Source organism: Pseudomonas syringae group sp. 26L6 (genome assembly GCF_032587815.1).
GTDB classification, from domain to species: domain Bacteria; phylum Pseudomonadota; class Gammaproteobacteria; order Pseudomonadales; family Pseudomonadaceae; genus Aquipseudomonas; species Aquipseudomonas amygdali.
In genome coordinates, this window is the sequence record NZ_JAWHPJ010000053.1 from 217,389 (window position 1) to 235,906 (window position 18,518).

The following is an 18,518-nucleotide window of genomic DNA, read 5'->3' on the forward strand; positions in this document are numbered from 1 at the left end:
GACTCCACTCATGTTCAAACGCATTCTGTCCGCTATCAGCGGCAAGAAACCTCAAGCTTCAACAGATAACGCGCCTGCTGATACGACGTCGCCAGAAGCCCACGACGGCGAGTTGATCACTGCCTACGACAGTTACGGACGCGAGATAAAGATTACTCGGGCCGAGTGGCGCGAGAAGGTGTTCCTGCCCAATCTGAAGCAGCACTGGGGTGATGCTGACGAGCTCTACAACCTCATTGTTTCGGGCCTGAACGATGGATTTGCGACTGACCTCATGCCAGCAGCCGAGCGACTGGTCGAGATCGACGCTAATCCCGAGCGCAGTCATGTGGTGAACGGTATCGTGCTGATGCACAACGCTCAGCTTGATGCTGCTGAAGCCACCCTGCGGGCCGGGATGGCGAAAGTCGGTGTGTCGGGAATCATTCTGACCAATCTGGCCAAGGTGTTTGCCGAGCGTGGTGAGCAATCAGTTGCAGAGGCAACGCTATGGCAGGCGGTTGAAGCCGATCCGAATCAAGAGAATGGTGTGATGTGGTGGCTGAGCATCCAGCAGGAGCGGGGCGGCGAGGCGGCCTATCTCGCTGCTCTTCACACAGTAGCGGCGTTGCCGGGCAGTTGGCGTGCGCAGTTGTGGATGGCGCGGCATTACCTGCAACAGCGCAACGTCGCGCAGGCGCGCGTGCTGTATGAAGAAGTGTTGGCAGGTGGCCAGTTCGACCGAAGCGCGCTGCAGATGATCTCGGGGGATCTGGGCAACAATGGCCACATCCCGCTGATCGTCGAGCTTGTCGGGCCTGCTTACGATGAGCACAAACATGATTCGACGGCAGGTCTCAACTTGCTGCGTGCCTATCAGGAGCTGGGCAGGGTGGATGAAGGCGAGGCCTTGCTTACGCGCTTGTATGCCCTCGGCTTTGCGCCAATCAAAAGTCACCTTGACCAGTTTGCGCACGCTTTCGAGGACGTGCGCAGGCAGGAAGACAAAGGTGTTCCGATTGATCCTGCCAGCGTGACGATCAATACCGTGGCGCTTACCAAGCCGGTCTGGCACTACGGTTTGCGCAATGCTGACTGGCTCTTCGCGCAAAAACCGGAAGGTGCGCCAGAAATTGGTTTCTTCGCCTTGTCCAAAATCATGGAGAAAGCAGAACCTGCCGAATCGCAGCGCGAGGATGATATCGGGCGCTATACGCGTGCCATCCCTCTTTACATGGCTGAGTCGGTTCACTACTGGAATGACTATGCAGCCAATTGTTATGTCCAGGTCGCGGAGGGTGCGGGGCCGGTTGTATCGGGGGTTGAAGTCGACGGCAACACATTGTTCGATATCGTCCCGCCAACGACGAAGTATTTCGTCACGGGCGAGGTGGGGTGTTCGGGTGAGGGCGATCAAGCCCAGTGGCGGATTTCACTGAGCCTGTGGAACTGCACGAGCCGCACCCGGCAAACCGTTGAAAACGGTAGTGCAGGCAAAGCGGAACTTGGCGCGCTGGTACTTGATCTTCAACAGCGCTTGCTGGCCGGTATCGGACTCACGCGTGAGCAACCACTGGATGTGTTTTACCGGCAGCCCACCGCTGAGGTCTTGCCGGTGTATCTGACCCAGTTGGGCCAATCATTCATGCTGACGTTGCTTGCGAACGACCATTTACCCAAGTCGTCGATGTGGGGCGAACGCGCGATGCTCGAATGGCCCCTGAATATGGCGCTCCAGTGGCCTGAGATAGAAACCGCAAAACTGATGTACCTCTCCGGGTTGGGAAAGGCTTTCGATTACAAGTCGGATACAGTGGCCGAGCACAAGCAACGAAGCCTGCAAGTGCTGAGCGAACTGGAACGGGCGAACAGCCCGGCATCGCGCATCGCACCGCTGATATGGAAAGGGTTTGGCATGCAGGCAGAGTTGCAGGGTCACCGCGCCAATGTACCGCCTGATGCAGAGCCGGCATATATCGAATGGCTGGAGCGGGTTAGTCAGTCGTAGCGCGGTTAATTGATGCAAAAAGCCGGAGCGGGCGTCACTGCCTTGCCCGGCTTTTTTACGCCTCAACTTCAGTTCGTGGTATCCACCCTTATCTTTACGCAAATGCAGGTGTATCGTATTCGCCCCTCGCATTTGCTCGCAGATGCGCTCAGTCGTCGTTTTCGAGGTCCCGCCGTTCATGTCCTTTACCCGTCGTCAGATCCTCACAGGCATCGCCGGTCTTGCTGTAGTCGGCCTTGGCGCGGGTGGTGCTTCGCGTTACTGGATGGGGCGTCGTGAGTCGCAAGCGGGTTCGGACTTCGTGCTGATCGCTGCACCGCTGGATATAGAGTTGGTCTCTGGCCACAAGACACCTGCCTGGGCGTTTGGCGGTTCTGCGCCGGGCACCGAATTGCGGGTGCGGCAGGGCGAGTGGTTGCGCTTGCGCTTCATCAACCAGCTGCCGGTCGAGACGACCATTCACTGGCATGGCATCCGCTTGCCGCTGGAGATGGACGGCGTGCCATACGTTTCTCAGTTGCCGGTGAAGCCGGGCGAATATTTCGATTACAAATTCCGTGTGCCGGATGCCGGTAGCTATTGGTATCACCCGCACGTCAGCAGCAGCGAAGAGCTGGGCCGCGGGTTGGTCGGGCCGCTGATCGTTGAAGAGCGCGAGCCCACCGGTTTCGCCCATGAGCGCACGGTCAGCCTGAAAAGCTGGCATGTGGATGAAGTTGGCGCGTTTACCGAGTTCAGCGTGCTGCGTGAGGCGGCGCGTGAAGGTACGGCGGGTCGGCTTTCGACATTGAATGGTATTCCGCAGGCGGTCATTGAATTGCCTGCTGGGCAGATTACCCGCGTGCGCTTGCTCAACCTCGATAATACCGTCACCTATCGCCTCAACCTGCCGGACGCCGAGGTGCAGATTTATGCACTGGATGGCAACCCGGTCACGCCGCGGCCGTTTGGCGACGAGTACTGGCTGGGGCCGGGCATGCGCATCTGTCTGGCAATCAAGGCACCGCCTGCGGGTGAGGAAATTTCATTGCGTAACGGCCCGGTGCGTCTGGGGACGTTTCGGTCGGTCGCCAATAACGACGCGCCCGGCCAATGGCCACCTGAGCTGCCGGCCAATCCGGTGGCCGAGCCGGATATGGAGAGCGCCGAGAAGATCAATTTCAACTTCGAATGGGTGGGCTCAATGTCGGTCAACACCGACAACGGCAAGCCGCCCAGCTTGTGGCAGATCAACGGCGAAGCCTGGGACATTACCGACAAGACTTGCGCCGACCGGCCTATCGCCAAATTGAAGTTGGGCAAGAGCTACATCTTTGAATTGAAGAACATGACTCAGTATCAACACCCGATTCACTTGCACGGCATGAGTTTCAAGGTGATCGCGTCCAATCGGCGCAAGATCATCCCGTACTTTACCGACACGTTCTTGCTGGGCCGCAACGAGCGGGCGCGGATTGCGCTGGTGGCGGATAACCCCGGTGTGTGGATGTTCCACTGCCATGTGATCGATCACATGGAAACTGGTCTCATGGCCGCCATCGAGGTGTCGTGATGCGTCAGCCGCAAATCATCGACCGCAGCAAGGATCAGGACTTCATGCGCGAGGCACTGGCGCTCGCCGCGCAAGGCGCATTGCTGGGCGAAGTGCCAGTCGGTGCAGTCGTGGTGCAGAACGGCGAGATCATTGGTCGTGGTTACAATTGCCCGATCAGCGCAAGCGACCCCAGTGCGCATGCCGAAATGGTCGCTATTCGTGATGCCGCCAGTGCGCTGGACAATTATCGACTGCCAGGCAGTACGCTTTACGTGACGCTGGAACCATGCAGCATGTGCGCCGGGTTGATCGTGCATTCGCGGGTGGCGCGCGTGGTTTACGGCGCGCTTGAGCCCAAGGCAGGCATCGTTCAAAGCCAGGGGCAATTCTTCAGTCAGGGCTTTCTCAATCACCGCGTGCTGTTTGAAGGCGGGGTATTGAGCGAGGAATGCGGGGCAATGCTGAGCGAGTTTTTCAGAATGCGCCGGGCTGCCAAGGATGCAGATAAAAACCAGGGCGGCGTCTAGAGCGCAGGCTTGTCGGGGCTACTGCCTGAAGCAGGTGCAGGCGGCGCAGGTGGTTGGGTCTTGTCGACACCGGGAACATGCAGGTTGCCATCGGCGACCTGGCTGCCCTCGAGCTGAGGCTGCGTGACCCAGGTCAGAATGTCGTAATAACGACGAATGTTGGCAACGAAATGCACCGGCTCGCCGCCTCGGGCGTAGCCGTAACGCGTTTTGCTGTACCACTTCTTCTGCGCCAGACGCGGCAGCATTTTTTTCACGTCCAGCCATTTATCAGGATTCAGCCCCTCGTTCTGGGCCAATTTGCGCGCATCTTCGAGGTGACCGCTGCCAATGTTGTAGGACGCGAGAGCTAGCCAAGTGCGATCTGGCTCTTTAATCGAGTCGTCCAGCTGATCCTTTACGTAGGCAAAATACTTTGCGCCGCCCTGAATGCTTTGTCGCGCGTCGAGCCTGTTGGTCACGCCCATCGCCTGAGCGGTGTTCTGGGTCAGCATCATCAGGCCGCGCACACCGGTTTTCGAGGTAACGGCCGGTTGCCACATTGATTCCTGATAGCCGATGGCGGCCAGCAATCTCCAGTCGACCTGTTCTTTCTTGGCCGATGTCTGAAAGTGTTTCTCGTATTTGGGCAGGCGTTCCTGCAAATGCTGGGCAAAGGTATAGGCGCCAACGTAGCCAAGTACATCGACGTGGCCGTAGTAACGGTCTTTCAGACGTTGCAGCGTGCCATTCTTCTCGACCTTGTCGAGGTACGCGTTGATTTCGTTGAGCAGGCTGTTGTCTTCGCCCGGTGCAACCACCCAGCGTTGTTCGCGGGCTTCGCCCAGGTCGAAGGCTACACGCACGTTGGGAAAGTACACCTGGTTCATCGCCAGCTCGTTGGAGTCGACCAGCGTCAGGTCAATCTGGCCTTCATCGACCATACGCAGGAGATCGACGACCTCGACCGCGTCCGACTCTTCATATTCAAGGCCGGGATTCTGCGCCTTGAGTGCCGCAAGCTGCTCGGCATGCGCGCTACCTTTCAGGACCACGATACGTTTACCCACCAGGTCGCCCGGGTCGGTGGGACGCGACTGGCCGTTGCGGTAGACAACCTGAGGGGTCACTTCCAGATAAGAGTGCGAGAAACGCGCCTGTTGCTTGCGCTTCGGCGTCTCGATCAGGCCCGCAGCACCCAGGACCGGGCCGCCCGGTTTGTTCATCTGGTCGAACAGATCGTCCAGATTGTCGGCCGTTTCGATCTTCAGTTCGACGCCCAGATCATCGGCGAAACGCTTGACCAGCTCGTATTCGAAGCCGGTTTCGCCGTTGCGATCCTGAAAATAAGTCGCCGGGCTGTTACGGGTGATCACCCGCAGCACGCCGTCCTCCTTGACTCGCTCCAGTGTGGTGGGTTTCTCCACACAGGCGCCGAGCATCAGGAAGAGTCCGGTTGCGATGAGCCACTTGGCGCAACGTGGGCGGAAATCTGGTCTGAAGAACATCGGTGCAGTATACGCAAAGCGCACCGGGCGCCATATCTCGACAGTGAAGCCTGCGTCTGATAGGCGAGGGGGTTTTACAGGCATTTTCAGGCTTTTTTTGCGTGGAGCGACATTCGGGCGCACCCGATGCCGCCGTTTTGGGTGATCAAAGGCCCGCTTTAGGCTAGAATGTGCGGCCTCAAAGCACACCCCCTTCTCGAGGCTGTCCCGAAGATGTTGATCCTGCGCGGTGCTCCTGCCCTTTCTGCCTTCCGCCACAGCAAATTACTAGAACAACTGAAACAAAAAGTTTCAGCTGTCAGTGGCTTGTACGCCGAATTCGCCCACTTCGCGGACGTCAACGACGTTCTTACCAGCGAAGAACAGCAGGTTCTCGACCGTCTCCTGAAATACGGCCCCAGCGTGCCGGTTCAAGAGCCGAGCGGCCGTCTGTTTCTGGTGTTGCCGCGTTTTGGCACCATTTCACCTTGGTCGAGCAAGGCCAGCGACATCGCCCGCAATTGCGGCCTGACGAAAATCCAGCGCATCGAGCGCGGGATTGCCTTCTATGTAGAAGGTCAGTTCAGTGAGGCCCAGGCTCAGGCAATCGCCGACAGCCTGCACGACCGCATGACGCAACTGGTGTTGGGCGATCACGAGCAGGCCGCTAGCCTGTTCAGCCACGCCCAGCCCAAACCGCTGACCGCGGTGGACATTCTGGGTGGCGGCCGCGCGGCGCTGGAAAAAGCCAACGTCGAGCTGGGCCTGGCCCTCGCTGAAGATGAAATCGATTACCTGATCACCAGCTTTAACGGTCTCGGGCGCAACCCGCACGACATCGAGCTGATGATGTTTGCCCAGGCAAACTCCGAGCACTGCCGTCACAAGATTTTCAACGCCAGTTGGGATATCGACGGCCAGAGCCAGGAAAAAAGCCTGTTCGGCATGATCAAGAACACCTATCAGATGCACAGCGAAGGCGTGCTGTCCGCCTACAAGGACAACGCTTCGGTGATCGTCGGCAACGTTGCCGGCCGCTTCTTCCCGGACCCCGAAACCCGCCAGTACGGCGCGGTGCAGGAGCCGGTGCATATTCTGATGAAGGTCGAAACTCACAACCACCCGACTGCCATTGCGCCGTTTCCTGGCGCAGCGACCGGTTCCGGCGGCGAGATTCGCGACGAAGGTGCAACCGGTCGCGGTGCCAAGCCCAAGGCAGGTCTGACCGGTTTCACCGTGTCCAACCTGCAGATTCCCGGTTTCGTGCAACCTTGGGAAGTGCCATACGGCAAGCCCGAGCGCATCGTCACCGCGCTGGACATCATGATCGAAGGCCCGCTGGGTGGCGCGGCGTTCAACAACGAGTTCGGCCGTCCGGCGCTGACCGGCTACTTCCGTACCTTTGAGCAGTCTATTACCACGCCGCACGGCGATGAGGTTCGTGGTTATCACAAGCCGATCATGCTGGCTGGCGGTATGGGCAACATCCGCGAAGATCACGTCCAGAAGGGCGAGATCACTGTGGGTTCCAAACTGATCGTGCTGGGTGGCCCGGCAATGCTGATCGGCCTGGGTGGCGGCGCGGCGTCCTCGATGGCGACCGGTACAAGTTCTGCCGACCTGGATTTCGCTTCGGTTCAGCGTGAAAACCCTGAGATGGAGCGTCGCTGTCAGGAAGTGATCGACCGCTGCTGGCAGCTGGGCGCCCGTAACCCGATCAGCTTCATCCATGACGTCGGTGCCGGTGGCCTGTCCAACGCCTTCCCCGAACTGGTCAACGATGGCGATCGTGGTGGGCGTTTCGAACTGCGTAACGTGCCCAACGACGAGCCGGGCATGGCCCCGCTGGAAATCTGGAGCAACGAATCCCAGGAGCGTTACGTGCTGGCCGTCGGCGTCGAAGATTTCGACCGTTTCAAGGCCATCTGCGAACGCGAGCGCTGCCCGTTTGCGGTTGTCGGCGAGGCCACTGCCGAGCCGCAATTGACCGTGACTGACAGCCATTTCGGCAACAGCCCGGTGGACATGCCGCTGGAAGTGTTGCTGGGCAAGGCGCCGCGCATGCACCGTTCGGTCGAGCGCGAAGCCGAGATCGGCGATGACTTCGACCCGAGCACGCTGGATATCGAAGAAAGCGTGCAACGCGTACTGCGTCACCCGGCAGTTGCCAGCAAAAGCTTCCTGATCACCATTGGTGACCGCAGCATTACCGGTCTGGTCGCTCGCGATCAGATGGTCGGCCCGTGGCAGGTGCCTGTGGCTGACTGCGCCGTGACCGCGACCAGCTTCGACGTCAACACGGGCGAAGCCATGGCGATGGGCGAGCGCACGCCGCTGGCTCTTCTGGATGCTCCGGCTTCGGGCCGCATGGCGATCGGCGAAACGCTGACCAACATTGCGGCCTCACGTATTGAAAAGCTGTCTGACATCAAACTGTCGGCCAACTGGATGTCGGCTGCCGGTCATCCCGGAGAAGACGCGCGTCTTTATGACACCGTGAAAGCGGTGGGCATGGAGCTGTGTCCGGAGCTGGGTATTACCATTCCGGTGGGCAAGGACTCGATGTCCATGAAAACCCGCTGGAGCGATGAAGGCACTGAGAAGAGCGTGACTTCGCCGCTGTCGCTGATCGTGACCGGCTTTGCGCCAGTGGTCGACATTCGTCAGACCCTGACGCCTGAATTGCGCATGGATAAAGGCATCACTGACCTGATCCTGATCGATCTGGGCCGTGGCCAGAACCGCATGGGCGCTTCTATTCTCGCCCAGACCCACGGCAAACTGGGTCGTGTGGCACCAGACGTCGATGACGCTGAAGACCTCAAAGCCTTCTTCGCCGTGATTCAGGGCCTCAATTCAGACGGTCATATCCTCTCCTATCACGACCGTTCCGACGGTGGTCTGCTGGTCAGCACGCTGGAAATGGCCTTTGCCGGTCACTGCGGCCTGAACCTGCACCTCGACGGTGTGGCCGACAACGTTTCCGAGCTAAGCGCGATCCTCTTCAACGAAGAGCTCGGAGCGGTCATCCAGGTGCGTCAGGACGCGACTCCGCTGGTGCTGGCGCAATTCAGCGCTGCCGGTCTGGAAGATTGCGTTGCGGTGATCGGTCAGCCGATCAACAACGACGAAGTCTCGATCAGTTTCCATGGCGAGCCGGTCTTCAGCGGCCAGCGCCGTCTGCTGCAACGTCAGTGGGCCGAGACCAGCTACCAGATCCAGCGCCTTCGCGATAACGCTGAATGCGCTGATCAGGAATTCGATGCGCTGCTGGAAGAAGACAATCCGGGCCTGACCGTCAAACTGGGCTTCGACGTTAACGAAGACATCGCTGCGCCGTACATCAAGACGGGCATCCGCCCTCAGGTTGCCGTGCTGCGCGAGCAGGGTGTCAACGGTCAGGTCGAGATGGCGGCAGCCTTTGATCGCGCAGGCTTCAATGCGATTGACGTGCACATGAGCGACATCCTTGCCGGTCGTGTCGACTTGAACGACTTCAAGGGCATGGTTGCCTGTGGCGGCTTCTCCTATGGCGACGTGCTGGGTGCCGGTGAAGGCTGGGCCAAGTCGGCACTGTTCAATAGCCGCGCCCGCGATGCGTTCCAGGGCTTCTTCGAGCGTGCCGACAGCTTCACGCTGGGTGTGTGTAACGGTTGCCAGATGCTGTCCAACCTGCACGAGCTTATTCCGGGCAGCGAGTTCTGGCCCCATTTCGTGCGTAACCGCTCCGAGCAGTTCGAAGCGCGCGTGGCAATGGTTCAGGTTCAGGAGTCGGCATCGATCTTCCTGCAAGGCATGGCCGGTTCGCGCATGCCAATCGCCATCGCTCACGGTGAAGGTCACGCAGAGTTCCGCAATGACGACGCGCTGCTTGAAGCGGATGTGTCCGGTACTGTGGCACTGCGCTTCGTCGATAACCACGGCAAGGTCACTGAAACCTACCCGGCCAACCCGAACGGCTCGCCGCGCGGTATCGGCGGCATGACCACCCTGGACGGTCGCGTGACGATCATGATGCCGCACCCGGAACGCGTGTTCCGCGCGGTGCAGAACTCATGGCGTCCCGAGGACTGGAACGAGGACGCTGCCTGGATGCGCATGTTCCGCAACGCGCGGGCCTGGGTTAACTAAGGCGCGTGTACAAGCTCGCCTTCTTTGTTCCGCCGAGCCATGTGGACGAGGTCAAGAACGCCGTATTCGCTGCTGGTGCAGGGCGAATCGGCGCTTACGATCACTGTTCATGGCAAGTGCTCGGCCAGGGCCAGTTCCGCCCGCTGAATGGCAGTCAGCCATTTGTCGGGCAGAGCGGAGTGGTCGAATCGGTGGAGGAATGGAAGGTCGAGCTGGTCGTGGCTGATGATCTGATTCAGCAAGCAGTGTTGGCGCTTAAGCAGAGCCATCCCTACGAAACGCCTGCTTACGAAGTATGGCGGCTGGAAGAGTTCTGAGGGGCTGTACTGGCCTCTTCGCGAGCAAGCTGGGCGCGTCGCCCGGACGCTCCCACGATGTAAACGATTGACAGCTATCGTGCGATGCTCTGCGTCGACATGCCGTTCTGGACGCTCTGCGTCTGATCTTGGCTGCTCGCTGCAATGATCAAGGCCGAATCTCGATCATCGTCCCGTCTTTCACCAGATCCCATATCTCCCGCATGTCGTTGTTCTTCAGCGCGATGCATCCGTTGGTCCAGTCCAGCGTGTGGAAGTACCATTCCGGGTACTCTTCATCCACCGGCGTGCCGTGAATCATGATCATGCTGCCCGGTTTCACGCCTTCGCGACGTGCCCGTGCCGAGTCCGAAATGTTCGGGTAGGAAATGTGCATCGACAGGTTGTAGTTATTGCTGGGCTTGCGCCAGTCGAGCCAGTAGAAACCTTCTGGCGTGCGTTGGTCGCCTTCCTGCAATTTGGTGCCCTTGGGGTTCTTGCCCAGAGAGATTCGATAGGTCTTCAGCGCCTCGCCACCGCTGATCAGTTGCAACTGGCGAACCGATTTGAGCACCAGCACCTTGTCGATCGGCTTGCTGGCAATACTCTCGGTATTGATGACTTTATTGTTGATGATTTTCTGTTCGCTGCCCTTGGGCACGATGGTCTGGGTAAACGCAGCCTGCGAAAGCGGTACGAATGACATGCAAAAGAAGGCGAACAACCAGCGCATTACGATTTCCCTGAAGGTGCTTCTTTCTATAAAAAGCGCCGATATTGTGTGCGACCCTGACTTTCAGGTGTCCAGCAACGGACGTGACGGGGGAAGGGCGCTGGTATGAACCGGGTAGACCTGCCGACGCCGATCCGCGAAGAAGTATTCTAGGGTACGTCCGACTGTCATGAAAGCCAGGTCCGACCACGGAATGTCGGCTTCGTCGAATAACTGCACTTCAAGACTCTCGATTCCTGCCGCAAACGCCTCAGTCGCCATTTCTGCCCGATAGAACACATGCACCTGATTGATATGCGGAACGTCGATCAACGTGTACAGATGCAGCTCGGTCAGAGTGGCGCAGGCTTCCTCGATGGTTTCGCGCCGCGCGGCCTGTTCGATGGTTTCGCCGTTTTCCATAAAACCTGCCGGCAGTGTCCAGAAGCCCAGGCGCGGTTCTATGGCCCTGCGGCACAGCAGGACCTTGTCGCCCAGCGTCACCAGACAGCCCGCCACGATGTTCGGATTCTGGTAATGAATGGTGTGACAATGCTCGCAGACATACCGCAATCGGCTGTCGCCTTCGGGAATACGCTGGATAACGGGGTTGCCGCACTGGCTGCAAAATTTCATGGGGTCAGTCGATAGTGAACGCAGTCGCTATCTTGGCCTGTCGTGCTGCGGCTCGGCAACCCTCTGTGTGACAGGAGTTGCCTTGCGAGGGGTTGGGCGCAACCTCGCTTTGGTGCATGATGCCAGACAGGCAACAGATCGAGATTTCCCATGCTGGATGAGCTACTTCGCCGTGTAGTCAGTCATACGCCCGAAACCCTCGACTCGGATCGACGATTCCCCGAGGCGGCTGTTCTGGTGCCTGTCACCCGCAGTGAGCAACCCGAGCTGATTTTGACCTTGCGTGCCAGTGGTCTGTCGACACATGGTGGCGAAGTGGCTTTTCCGGGGGGACGACGCGATCCAGGCGACCCGGACCTGATTTTTACTGCCCTGCGCGAGGCCGAGGAAGAAATCGGACTGCCTCCCGGGCTGGTCGAAGTAGTCGGCCCGTTAAGCCCGCTCATCTCCAAACATGGCATCAAAGTCACGCCGTATGTCGGTGTCATACCTGACTTTGTCGAATACCAGCCCAATGACGGCGAGATCGCGGCGGTGTTCAGCGTACCGCTGGAGTTCTTCCGTCAGGACACCCGTGAACATACGCACCGCATCGATTACGAAGGCCGCAGTTGGTACGTGCCCAGTTACCGTTACGGCGGTTACAAGATCTGGGGGCTTACCGCGATCATGATCGTCGAGCTGGTCAATGTGCTGTACGACACCAAAATCAGTCTGCATCATCCGCCCGAACGCTCGACCACCTGAACCTGAGTGGCTTGCTGCAGAAGTGCTGTCGACAGGAAGTGCTGTTCATAACAATCCGTACCCATGAGTACGACCCGCCTGAGGAAGCTGCATGAAATATCGCCTGGGGGAATCCCGTGTTCAGACCGACCCGCAGAGCTGGGTTGCTCCTAATGCGGTGCTGATCGGTAATGTCAGGCTGGAAGCCGGAGCAAGTGTATGGTTCAACGTGGTGTTGCGTGGCGACAACGAGCTGATCCATATCGGCGAAAACAGTAACGTGCAGGATGGCACAGTAATGCACACCGACATGGGCTCGCCCCTGAGCATCGGCAAGAGTGTGACCATTGGGCATAACGCGATGTTGCATGGCTGCAGCGTTGACGATTACAGCCTGATCGGCATCAACGCGGTCATCCTCAACGGGGCGAAAATTGGTAAATACTGCATCATCGGCGCCAATTCGCTGATCGGAGAAAACAAGGTCATTCCCGACGGGTCGCTGGTCATGGGGTCTCCGGGCAAAGTGGTGCGCGAACTCACCGACGTGCAGAAGAAAATGCTGGAAGCCAGCGCCGCCCATTACGTACACAATGCCCAGCGTTACGCCCGTGACCTGGTTGTGCAGGAAGAGTGATGAGCACCGATACCCCGATTGAAAAGCCGGTCCGTTCTCCCTGCGTGAGCATTTGTGCGCTCGATGAGCAGGACATATGCACCGGTTGCCAGCGAACCGTGAACGAGATCACCCGGTGGAGCCGGATGAGCAACGACGAGCGCCGTGTCGTGCTGGGGCTGTGCGACGAGCGCGCCAGGGCCAGCGGGTTGATGTGGACGGTGGGCGGGGCACGCTGACGTTCCCATGGCCTTACAGGAGCGAACTTGCTCGTAAAGAGGCCGGTGCAGTAGAAGAATTTGCTGCGTTTGGAATATAGCCTTCGCGAACAAGTTCGCTCCCACAGGTTATCCGTGGGCGTTGTGGGAGCGAACTTGTTCGCGAAGAGGCCGGTGCAGTCGATGCATTATCTTCGTCAGAAATAGCGCTTTCGCCTATGCCCGGGCACGGTCCTTGCCCGCGTTTGCTATCATTGCCGCTCGCTTGCACAGGCCCAAACCCTCCATGCTTTTCCTGATCGCTTACATCGGCAGTGTCGTGCTGATCAACTTCGCCTTCTCCAGTGCGCCGCATCTGGACATCATCTGGTCTGCCTGGGGCGGGCTGGTGTTTGTGTTGCGCGATATGGTGCAAATTCGCTTTGGTCATGGCGCGATCATCGCCATGCTGGTGGCGCTGGTGCTTTCGTATGTCACCAGCGACCCGACCATTGCCCTGGCCAGCGCCACTGCGTTCGCGGTCTCCGAGTGCATTGACTGGCTGGTGTTCAGCATCACCAGACGCCCGTTGCGTGACCGGTTATGGATCAGCTCGGCACTCAGCATCCCGCTGGATACCTTTATCTTCTTCGGCATGATCGACGCGCTGACTGCACCGGTCGTGCTCACTGCGCTGGCATCGAAGTTCGCCGGCGTGACCCTGGTCTGGATGATCATGGCCTGGCGAGCGCGCAACAACGCTTGTCCGGGCTGAGCGCCCATTTACCGGGGCTTCGTGGTAAATTGCGCGCCTTTCTCCACAGCGGTTGCTTGCATAAGGCAGGCAGCCCTCGATATCTGCTTCACGAGGACCTGAGATGACTCAAATCGGAACTCCACTGTCGCTCACCGCGACTCGCGTACTGTTCTGCGGCAGCGGCGAACTGGGCAAGGAAGTCGTGATCGAGCTGCAGCGCCTTGGCGTTGAAGTGATCGCTGTTGACCGTTATGAGAACGCGCCCGCGATGCAGGTTGCTCATCGCAGCCATGTGATCAACATGCTCGACGGTGCTGCGTTGCGTGCAGTCATCGAGGCCGAGAAGCCGGATTTCATCGTTCCGGAAATCGAAGCCATCGCCACCGCAACCCTGGTTGAGCTTGAGGCCGAAGGCTTTACCGTGATTCCGACCGCGCGCGCCGCGCAACTGACCATGAACCGCGAAGGCATTCGTCGTCTGGCGGCCGAAGAGCTGAAACTGCCGACCTCGCCTTATCACTTTGCCGACACCTTCGAGGCGTACAGCAAGGCTGTCGAAGACCTCGGTTTCCCTTGCGTGGTCAAGCCGGTCATGAGTTCGTCGGGCAAAGGGCAGAGCCTGCTCAAGAGCGCTGATGACGTGCAGAAAGCCTGGGATTACGCGCAGGAAGGCGGTCGCGCTGGCAAGGGCCGCGTCATCGTCGAGGGTTTCATCGACTTTGATTACGAAATCACCCTGCTGACCGTGCGTCACATCGGTGGCACCACGTTCTGCGCGCCGGTTGGCCATCGCCAGGAGAAGGGCGACTATCAGGAATCCTGGCAGCCGCAGGCCATGAGCCCGGTAGCGTTGGCGGAGTCAGAGCGTGTTGCAAGGGCAGTGACCGAGGCATTGGGTGGTCGTGGCATGTTTGGTGTCGAGCTGTTCATCAAGGGCGATCAAGTGTGGTTCAGCGAAGTCTCGCCGCGCCCGCACGACACCGGTCTGGTCACTCTGATTTCTCAGGACTTGTCGCAATTTGCCCTGCACGCTCGCGCAATTCTCGGCCTGCCGATTCCGTTGATCCGCCAGTTCGGGCCATCTGCTTCCGCAGTGATTCTGGTCGAAGGCCAGTCCACTCAGACCGCTTTCGCCAACCTCGGCGCGGCGCTGGCCGAGCCTGACACCGCGTTGCGTCTGTTCGGCAAACCGGAAGTCAACGGTCAACGCCGCATGGGCGTCGCCCTGGCTCGCGACGAGTCCATCGAAGCCGCGCGGGCCAAAGCGACCCGAGCGTCGCAAGCGGTAGACGTAAAGTTGTAAGGGCGCAGCTGCAAGCTACAAGCAGGAGTGTGGTGCTCTTGCTTGCAGCTTGAGGCTTATAGATCCCTATCCCGAGTTTCCTTCAGGCTCAACACCGCCAGCACGCTGATCAGCGCAGCTGCAGATACATACCCGCCCACCCAGCTCAAGCCGCCCATCGCCACCAGTTTCTGGGCGAAGAAGGGGGCAACCGAGGCGCCGACGATTCCGCCCAGGTTGTACGCCGCCGATGCGCCTGTGTAGCGAACCTGTGTCGGGAACAGCTCTGGCAGCAGCGCGCCCATGGGGGCAAACGTAATGCCCATCAGAAACAGCTCGATGCATAGAAACAACGCCACAGCCCAAGTGCTGCCGTGGGTTAACAGTGGTTCCATGGTGAAACCTGACAGAATCGCCAGCACACCGCCAACAATCAGTACCGGCTTGCGCCCGAAGCGGTCGCTTGCCAGTGCAGCCAATGGCGTGGCAGCCGCCATGAACAGCACCGCAAAGCACAACAGCCCCAGAAACGTTTCACGGGTATAGCCCAACGTGGCCACGCCGTAACTCAATGAAAACACCGTCGAGATATAAAACAGCGCATAACAGACGACCATCGACGCTGCACCAAGCAGCATTGGCCTCCAGTGCTGGCTGAAGGTTTCCACGATCGGCAGGCTGACGCGTTGGTGACGGGCCATAGCCTTGGCGAAGACGGGAGTTTCTTCCAGCTTCAGGCGCACATACAGCCCGACCATGACCAGCACGGCGCTGAGCAGAAACGGGATTCGCCAGCCCCACGCGCGAAACTGCTCGTCGCTCAGGGTCATGGCCAGTGCCAGAAACAGGCCATTGGCGGCCAGAAAACCGATTGAAGGTCCCAACTGTGGAAACATGCCGAACCAGGCGCGTTTGCCTTTCGGGGCGTTCTCGGTCGCCAGAAGCGCAGCGCCACCCCATTCCCCGCCCAGGCCAAGCCCCTGACCGAAGCGCAGTACACATAGCAGAATCGGTGCCCACGCGCCGATAGTCGCGTAACCGGGCAATACGCCGATCAGCGTGGTGCAGATACCCATCAGCAGCAGCGACGCCACCAGGGTCGATTTACGCCCGATCCGGTCGCCAAAATGACCGAACAGCGCCGACCCGAGCGGGCGTGCGAGAAAGGCGATACCGAAGGTCAGAAATGACGACAGCATCTGCGCCGTACCTGAGGTCTGCGGGAAAAACACCGGACCTATCACCAGCGCGGCGGCAGTGGCGTAAACGTAAAAGTCGTAGAACTCGATAGCTGTGCCGATAAAACTGGCTGTGGCGACGCGGGTTGCCGAATTCACCGGTTTTACGGACTCGGTGTTATTTTCGCGAGAGAGCGGGGTGCTGGTCATGCGGATTCCCTGGCTGTCGACTCGCCGGGCGGCAAGGACCGTGCTCCGGCTAGCATTCATTATTGTGATTGTGGGTAAAGCGTCGAGCAGAGTAACCCGAATGGGTCGAGAGACAAGGGTGTTGCCGGGATCTATTTGAAGGCAGAAATCTATTTGAAGGTGCGAACGAGGGTGTTCTGCCACATGGCCACGCGCTTGACGCGATTGTCTTCGGTCTCGAGGATTTCCAGCCGGTAAGGCCCTATTTTCAGGCAGACCGGAGCCTCTGGAATGGTTTCCAATGCTTCTGTAACCAACCCGTTAACGGTTTTCGGACCATCCGAAGGCAGGTGCCAGCCAAGGCTTTTATTGAGTTCGCGAATGGATGCAGCACCCTCTACCTCAAGGCGTCCGTCTTCCTGTTGCTTGACGTGGGGATTGTCCAGCCGCTGCTCGCTTTCGAATTCGCCGACGATTTCTTCAAGAATGTCTTCAAGGGTGACGATACCCAGCACTTCCCCGTACTCATCAACCACCACGCCGAGGCGGCGCTGCTGTTTGTGGAAATTCAGCAACTGCAACTGCAACGGAGTGCTTTCCGGAACGAAATAAGGCTCGTAGCAGACTGCCAGCAACTGCTCTTTGGTCAGTGTACCTTTGGGCAGCAGGTGGCTGATGTCGCGTGTATTGATGACGCCTTGAACCTGATTTATGTCGTTGTGATAGACCGGCAGGCGCGTGTGACGTGAAATGATCAGGCGCTCGATGATCAGCTCCATCGGATCATCAAGGTTGACGCCATCCACCTCGTTGCGCGGTATCAGGATGTCATTGACCGTTATGCTGTCCAGTGCGCGGATGCCCGACAGCACGCTGGCGCGCGGATAATGCTCGTGAACAATGTCGTGGCGGTTGGTTTTCTGCACATCGTCTTCAAAGTTCTGCTCCTGTTGCTGCACTTGGCGTGACAAAAACGGGCGCAGCAGCGTCTTGGCGAGCACGTTGAACACGTAGGCCAGCGGCCAGACGATCTTCATTGGAATGCGCAATACGCCATTGCCCAGTAGCAGTGTCGAGACAGGGTGACGGTTCGCCAAGCGGCGCGGTATGTATTCGGCGAACACCAGCATGACGCTCACGGTACCCAGCCATGCCACGGTCGGGCCGTTGTAGAACCAGTAATTGGCAGCAATCAGTGTTGCGATTACGGTGATCAGTACCCTTATCAGCGTATTGCCCAGGATCAGGCTGTTCAGGTTGAACGCCAGCTCGGGAAGCGGCGCGGCCTTGTCCGAACGGCTGGCGGCGCGCATTGCCTTGAGTTGGTGGTGCGCGGCTTCGACTGACGTCAGCAGACCAGCCCAGAGCATAAGGAGGGCGAGGACGCCAAGCAGTGGGCCAAGGGGCAGATTATCCATGATCAGGGCCCGTCAGATGTGCAGGATGAATTCGCGTACCAGCTTGCTGCCGAAGTAGGCGAGCATCAGCAGGCAGAAGCCGCCCAGGGTCCAGCGAATGGCTTTGTGACCTCGCCATCCAAGGCGGTTGCGCCCCCACAGCAGTACGCTGAATACGACCCAGGCCAGGCAAGCCAGCAGGGTCTTGTGCACCAGATGCTGGGCAAACAGGTTTTCAACGAACAGCCAGCCGGAAATCAGCGACAGCGAAAGCAGCGTCCAGCCAGCCCAGAGGAAGCCGAACAAAAGGCTTTCCATGGTTTGCAGCGGCGGGAAGTTCTTGATCAGTCCGGAAGGGTGCTTGTGCTTGAGTCGGTAGTCCTGCAACAGCAACAGCAACGCCTGGAATACGGCAATGGTGAACATTCCGTAAGCCAGCAGCGACAGCAGTATATGGCTCAGGATGCCGGGTTCTTCCATGATCGGCTGTACGGTGCCGCTGGGGGCGAACTGAGCGAGCAGCACGGTCACCATTCCCAATGGGAACAGCAGCACCAGCAGGTTTTCCACCGGAATGCGTGACGTGGCGATCAAGGTCACAACGATCACTGACGCGGCGATCAGGCTGGCCGAGTTGAAAAAGTCCAGACCCAGGCCGACGGAATGCGTCAGTTGGGAAAACAGACCGATGGCGTGTGCGATCACCGCCAGCGTACCGAGCAGGCAAAGCAGCCGCTTGTCGGGCTTGACGGCCTGGCTCAGGCGCAGGCTCTGATAGACGGTCGCAGCGGCGTACAGAACGGCGGCGGCGAGGCTGGGAAGCAGGCTGGGTGGCAAAGGGGACATAGATCCTGATGGACGGGCCTGAAAAGACGTTGAGTTTGGCA

General features: G+C 59.0%; 15 protein-coding genes and 1 pseudogene. 10 read left to right on the top strand and 6 right to left on the bottom strand.

The genetic code is table 11. From position 1 onward, the window contains the following. Window positions 1-10 precede the first annotated feature (10 nt). The 3 genes from RYA97_RS21260 to tadA all read left to right on the top strand — a co-directional run bounded on the left by RYA97_RS21260 (window position 11) and on the right by tadA (window position 4,048). Window positions 11-1,987 (top strand): tetratricopeptide repeat protein, encoded by a 1,977-nt coding sequence (locus RYA97_RS21260; protein WP_117139808.1) that lies wholly within the window; start codon window positions 11-13, stop codon window positions 1,985-1,987. A 178-nt stretch (window positions 1,988-2,165) separates the two neighbouring features. After that, window positions 2,166-3,539, top strand: coding sequence for a multicopper oxidase family protein (locus RYA97_RS21265; protein WP_117139820.1), 1,374 nt, complete (start codon window positions 2,166-2,168; stop codon window positions 3,537-3,539). Then, a complete protein-coding gene (gene tadA / locus RYA97_RS21270) occupies window positions 3,539-4,048 on the top strand; it encodes a tRNA adenosine(34) deaminase TadA (protein ID WP_005743371.1) in 510 nt (169 codons plus the stop codon). The genes RYA97_RS21265 and tadA overlap by 1 nt, the downstream gene beginning before the upstream one ends. Here the strand turns inward: tadA and mltF are convergent. After that, on the bottom strand, window positions 4,045-5,535 hold the full coding sequence (mltF, locus tag RYA97_RS21275; protein ID WP_002552508.1) for a membrane-bound lytic murein transglycosylase MltF: 1,491 nt from the start codon (window positions 5,533-5,535) through the stop codon (window positions 4,045-4,047). The genes tadA and mltF overlap by 4 nt on opposite strands. Window positions 5,536-5,748: 213 nt before the next feature. Here mltF and purL point away from each other — a divergent pair, with 213 nt between their 5' ends. Both purL and RYA97_RS21285 read left to right on the top strand, forming a co-directional pair. Beyond that, window positions 5,749-9,645: a phosphoribosylformylglycinamidine synthase gene (purL, locus tag RYA97_RS21280; protein WP_057405430.1), complete on the top strand. Its 3,897-nt coding sequence runs from the start codon at window positions 5,749-5,751 to the stop codon at window positions 9,643-9,645. Between the two features lie 5 nt (window positions 9,646-9,650). Next, window positions 9,651-9,962, top strand: a complete 312-nt coding sequence (locus RYA97_RS21285) for a YqfO family protein (RefSeq protein ID WP_005778343.1) — start codon at window positions 9,651-9,653, stop codon at window positions 9,960-9,962. Between the two features lie 148 nt (window positions 9,963-10,110). Here the strand turns inward: RYA97_RS21285 and RYA97_RS21290 are convergent. Together RYA97_RS21290 and RYA97_RS21295 are read right to left on the bottom strand one after the other, a co-directional pair. Continuing rightward, window positions 10,111-10,533, bottom strand: a pseudogene (locus RYA97_RS21290) (L,D-transpeptidase family protein); the annotation flags it as partial. A 204-nt stretch (window positions 10,534-10,737) separates the two neighbouring features. Further along, a complete protein-coding gene (locus RYA97_RS21295; RefSeq protein WP_002552512.1) occupies window positions 10,738-11,289 on the bottom strand; it encodes an NUDIX hydrolase in 552 nt (183 codons plus the stop codon). 150 nt (window positions 11,290-11,439) lie between these two features. Here RYA97_RS21295 and RYA97_RS21300 point away from each other — a divergent pair, with 150 nt between their 5' ends. From RYA97_RS21300 to purT, 5 genes are all read left to right on the top strand, one after another. After that, a complete protein-coding gene (locus RYA97_RS21300) occupies window positions 11,440-12,036 on the top strand; it encodes a CoA pyrophosphatase (RefSeq protein ID WP_005732461.1) in 597 nt (198 codons plus the stop codon). 91 nt (window positions 12,037-12,127) lie between these two features. Continuing rightward, complete coding sequence (locus RYA97_RS21305) at window positions 12,128-12,652, top strand: gamma carbonic anhydrase family protein (protein WP_004656329.1); 525 nt, start codon at window positions 12,128-12,130, stop codon at window positions 12,650-12,652. Further along, entirely contained in the window at window positions 12,652-12,870 is a 219-nt protein-coding gene (locus tag RYA97_RS21310; protein ID WP_004656331.1) for a DUF1289 domain-containing protein, read from the top strand. The genes RYA97_RS21305 and RYA97_RS21310 overlap by 1 nt, the downstream gene beginning before the upstream one ends. A 265-nt stretch (window positions 12,871-13,135) precedes the next feature. Beyond that, entirely contained in the window at window positions 13,136-13,603 is a 468-nt protein-coding gene (locus tag RYA97_RS21315; protein ID WP_004666056.1) for a preQ0 transporter, read from the top strand. 103 nt (window positions 13,604-13,706) lie between these two features. Further along, a complete protein-coding gene (purT, locus tag RYA97_RS21320; protein ID WP_005778349.1) occupies window positions 13,707-14,888 on the top strand; it encodes a formate-dependent phosphoribosylglycinamide formyltransferase in 1,182 nt (393 codons plus the stop codon). Between the two features lie 56 nt (window positions 14,889-14,944). Here the strand turns inward: purT and RYA97_RS21325 are convergent, their stop codons facing one another. From RYA97_RS21325 to RYA97_RS21335, 3 genes are all read right to left on the bottom strand, one after another. Then, window positions 14,945-16,255, bottom strand: coding sequence for an MFS transporter (locus tag RYA97_RS21325; protein ID WP_005778351.1), 1,311 nt, complete (start codon window positions 16,253-16,255; stop codon window positions 14,945-14,947). Window positions 16,256-16,404: 149 nt separating this feature from the next. After that, window positions 16,405-17,652 carry a CNNM domain-containing protein gene (locus RYA97_RS21330; protein ID WP_002552518.1) on the bottom strand — a complete coding sequence of 416 codons (1,248 nt, stop codon included), beginning with the start codon at window positions 17,650-17,652 and terminating at the stop codon, window positions 16,405-16,407. A 12-nt stretch (window positions 17,653-17,664) separates the two neighbouring features. Next, window positions 17,665-18,477, bottom strand: a complete 813-nt coding sequence (locus RYA97_RS21335; protein WP_002552519.1) for an inner membrane protein YpjD — start codon at window positions 18,475-18,477, stop codon at window positions 17,665-17,667. Window positions 18,478-18,518 lie beyond the last annotated feature (41 nt).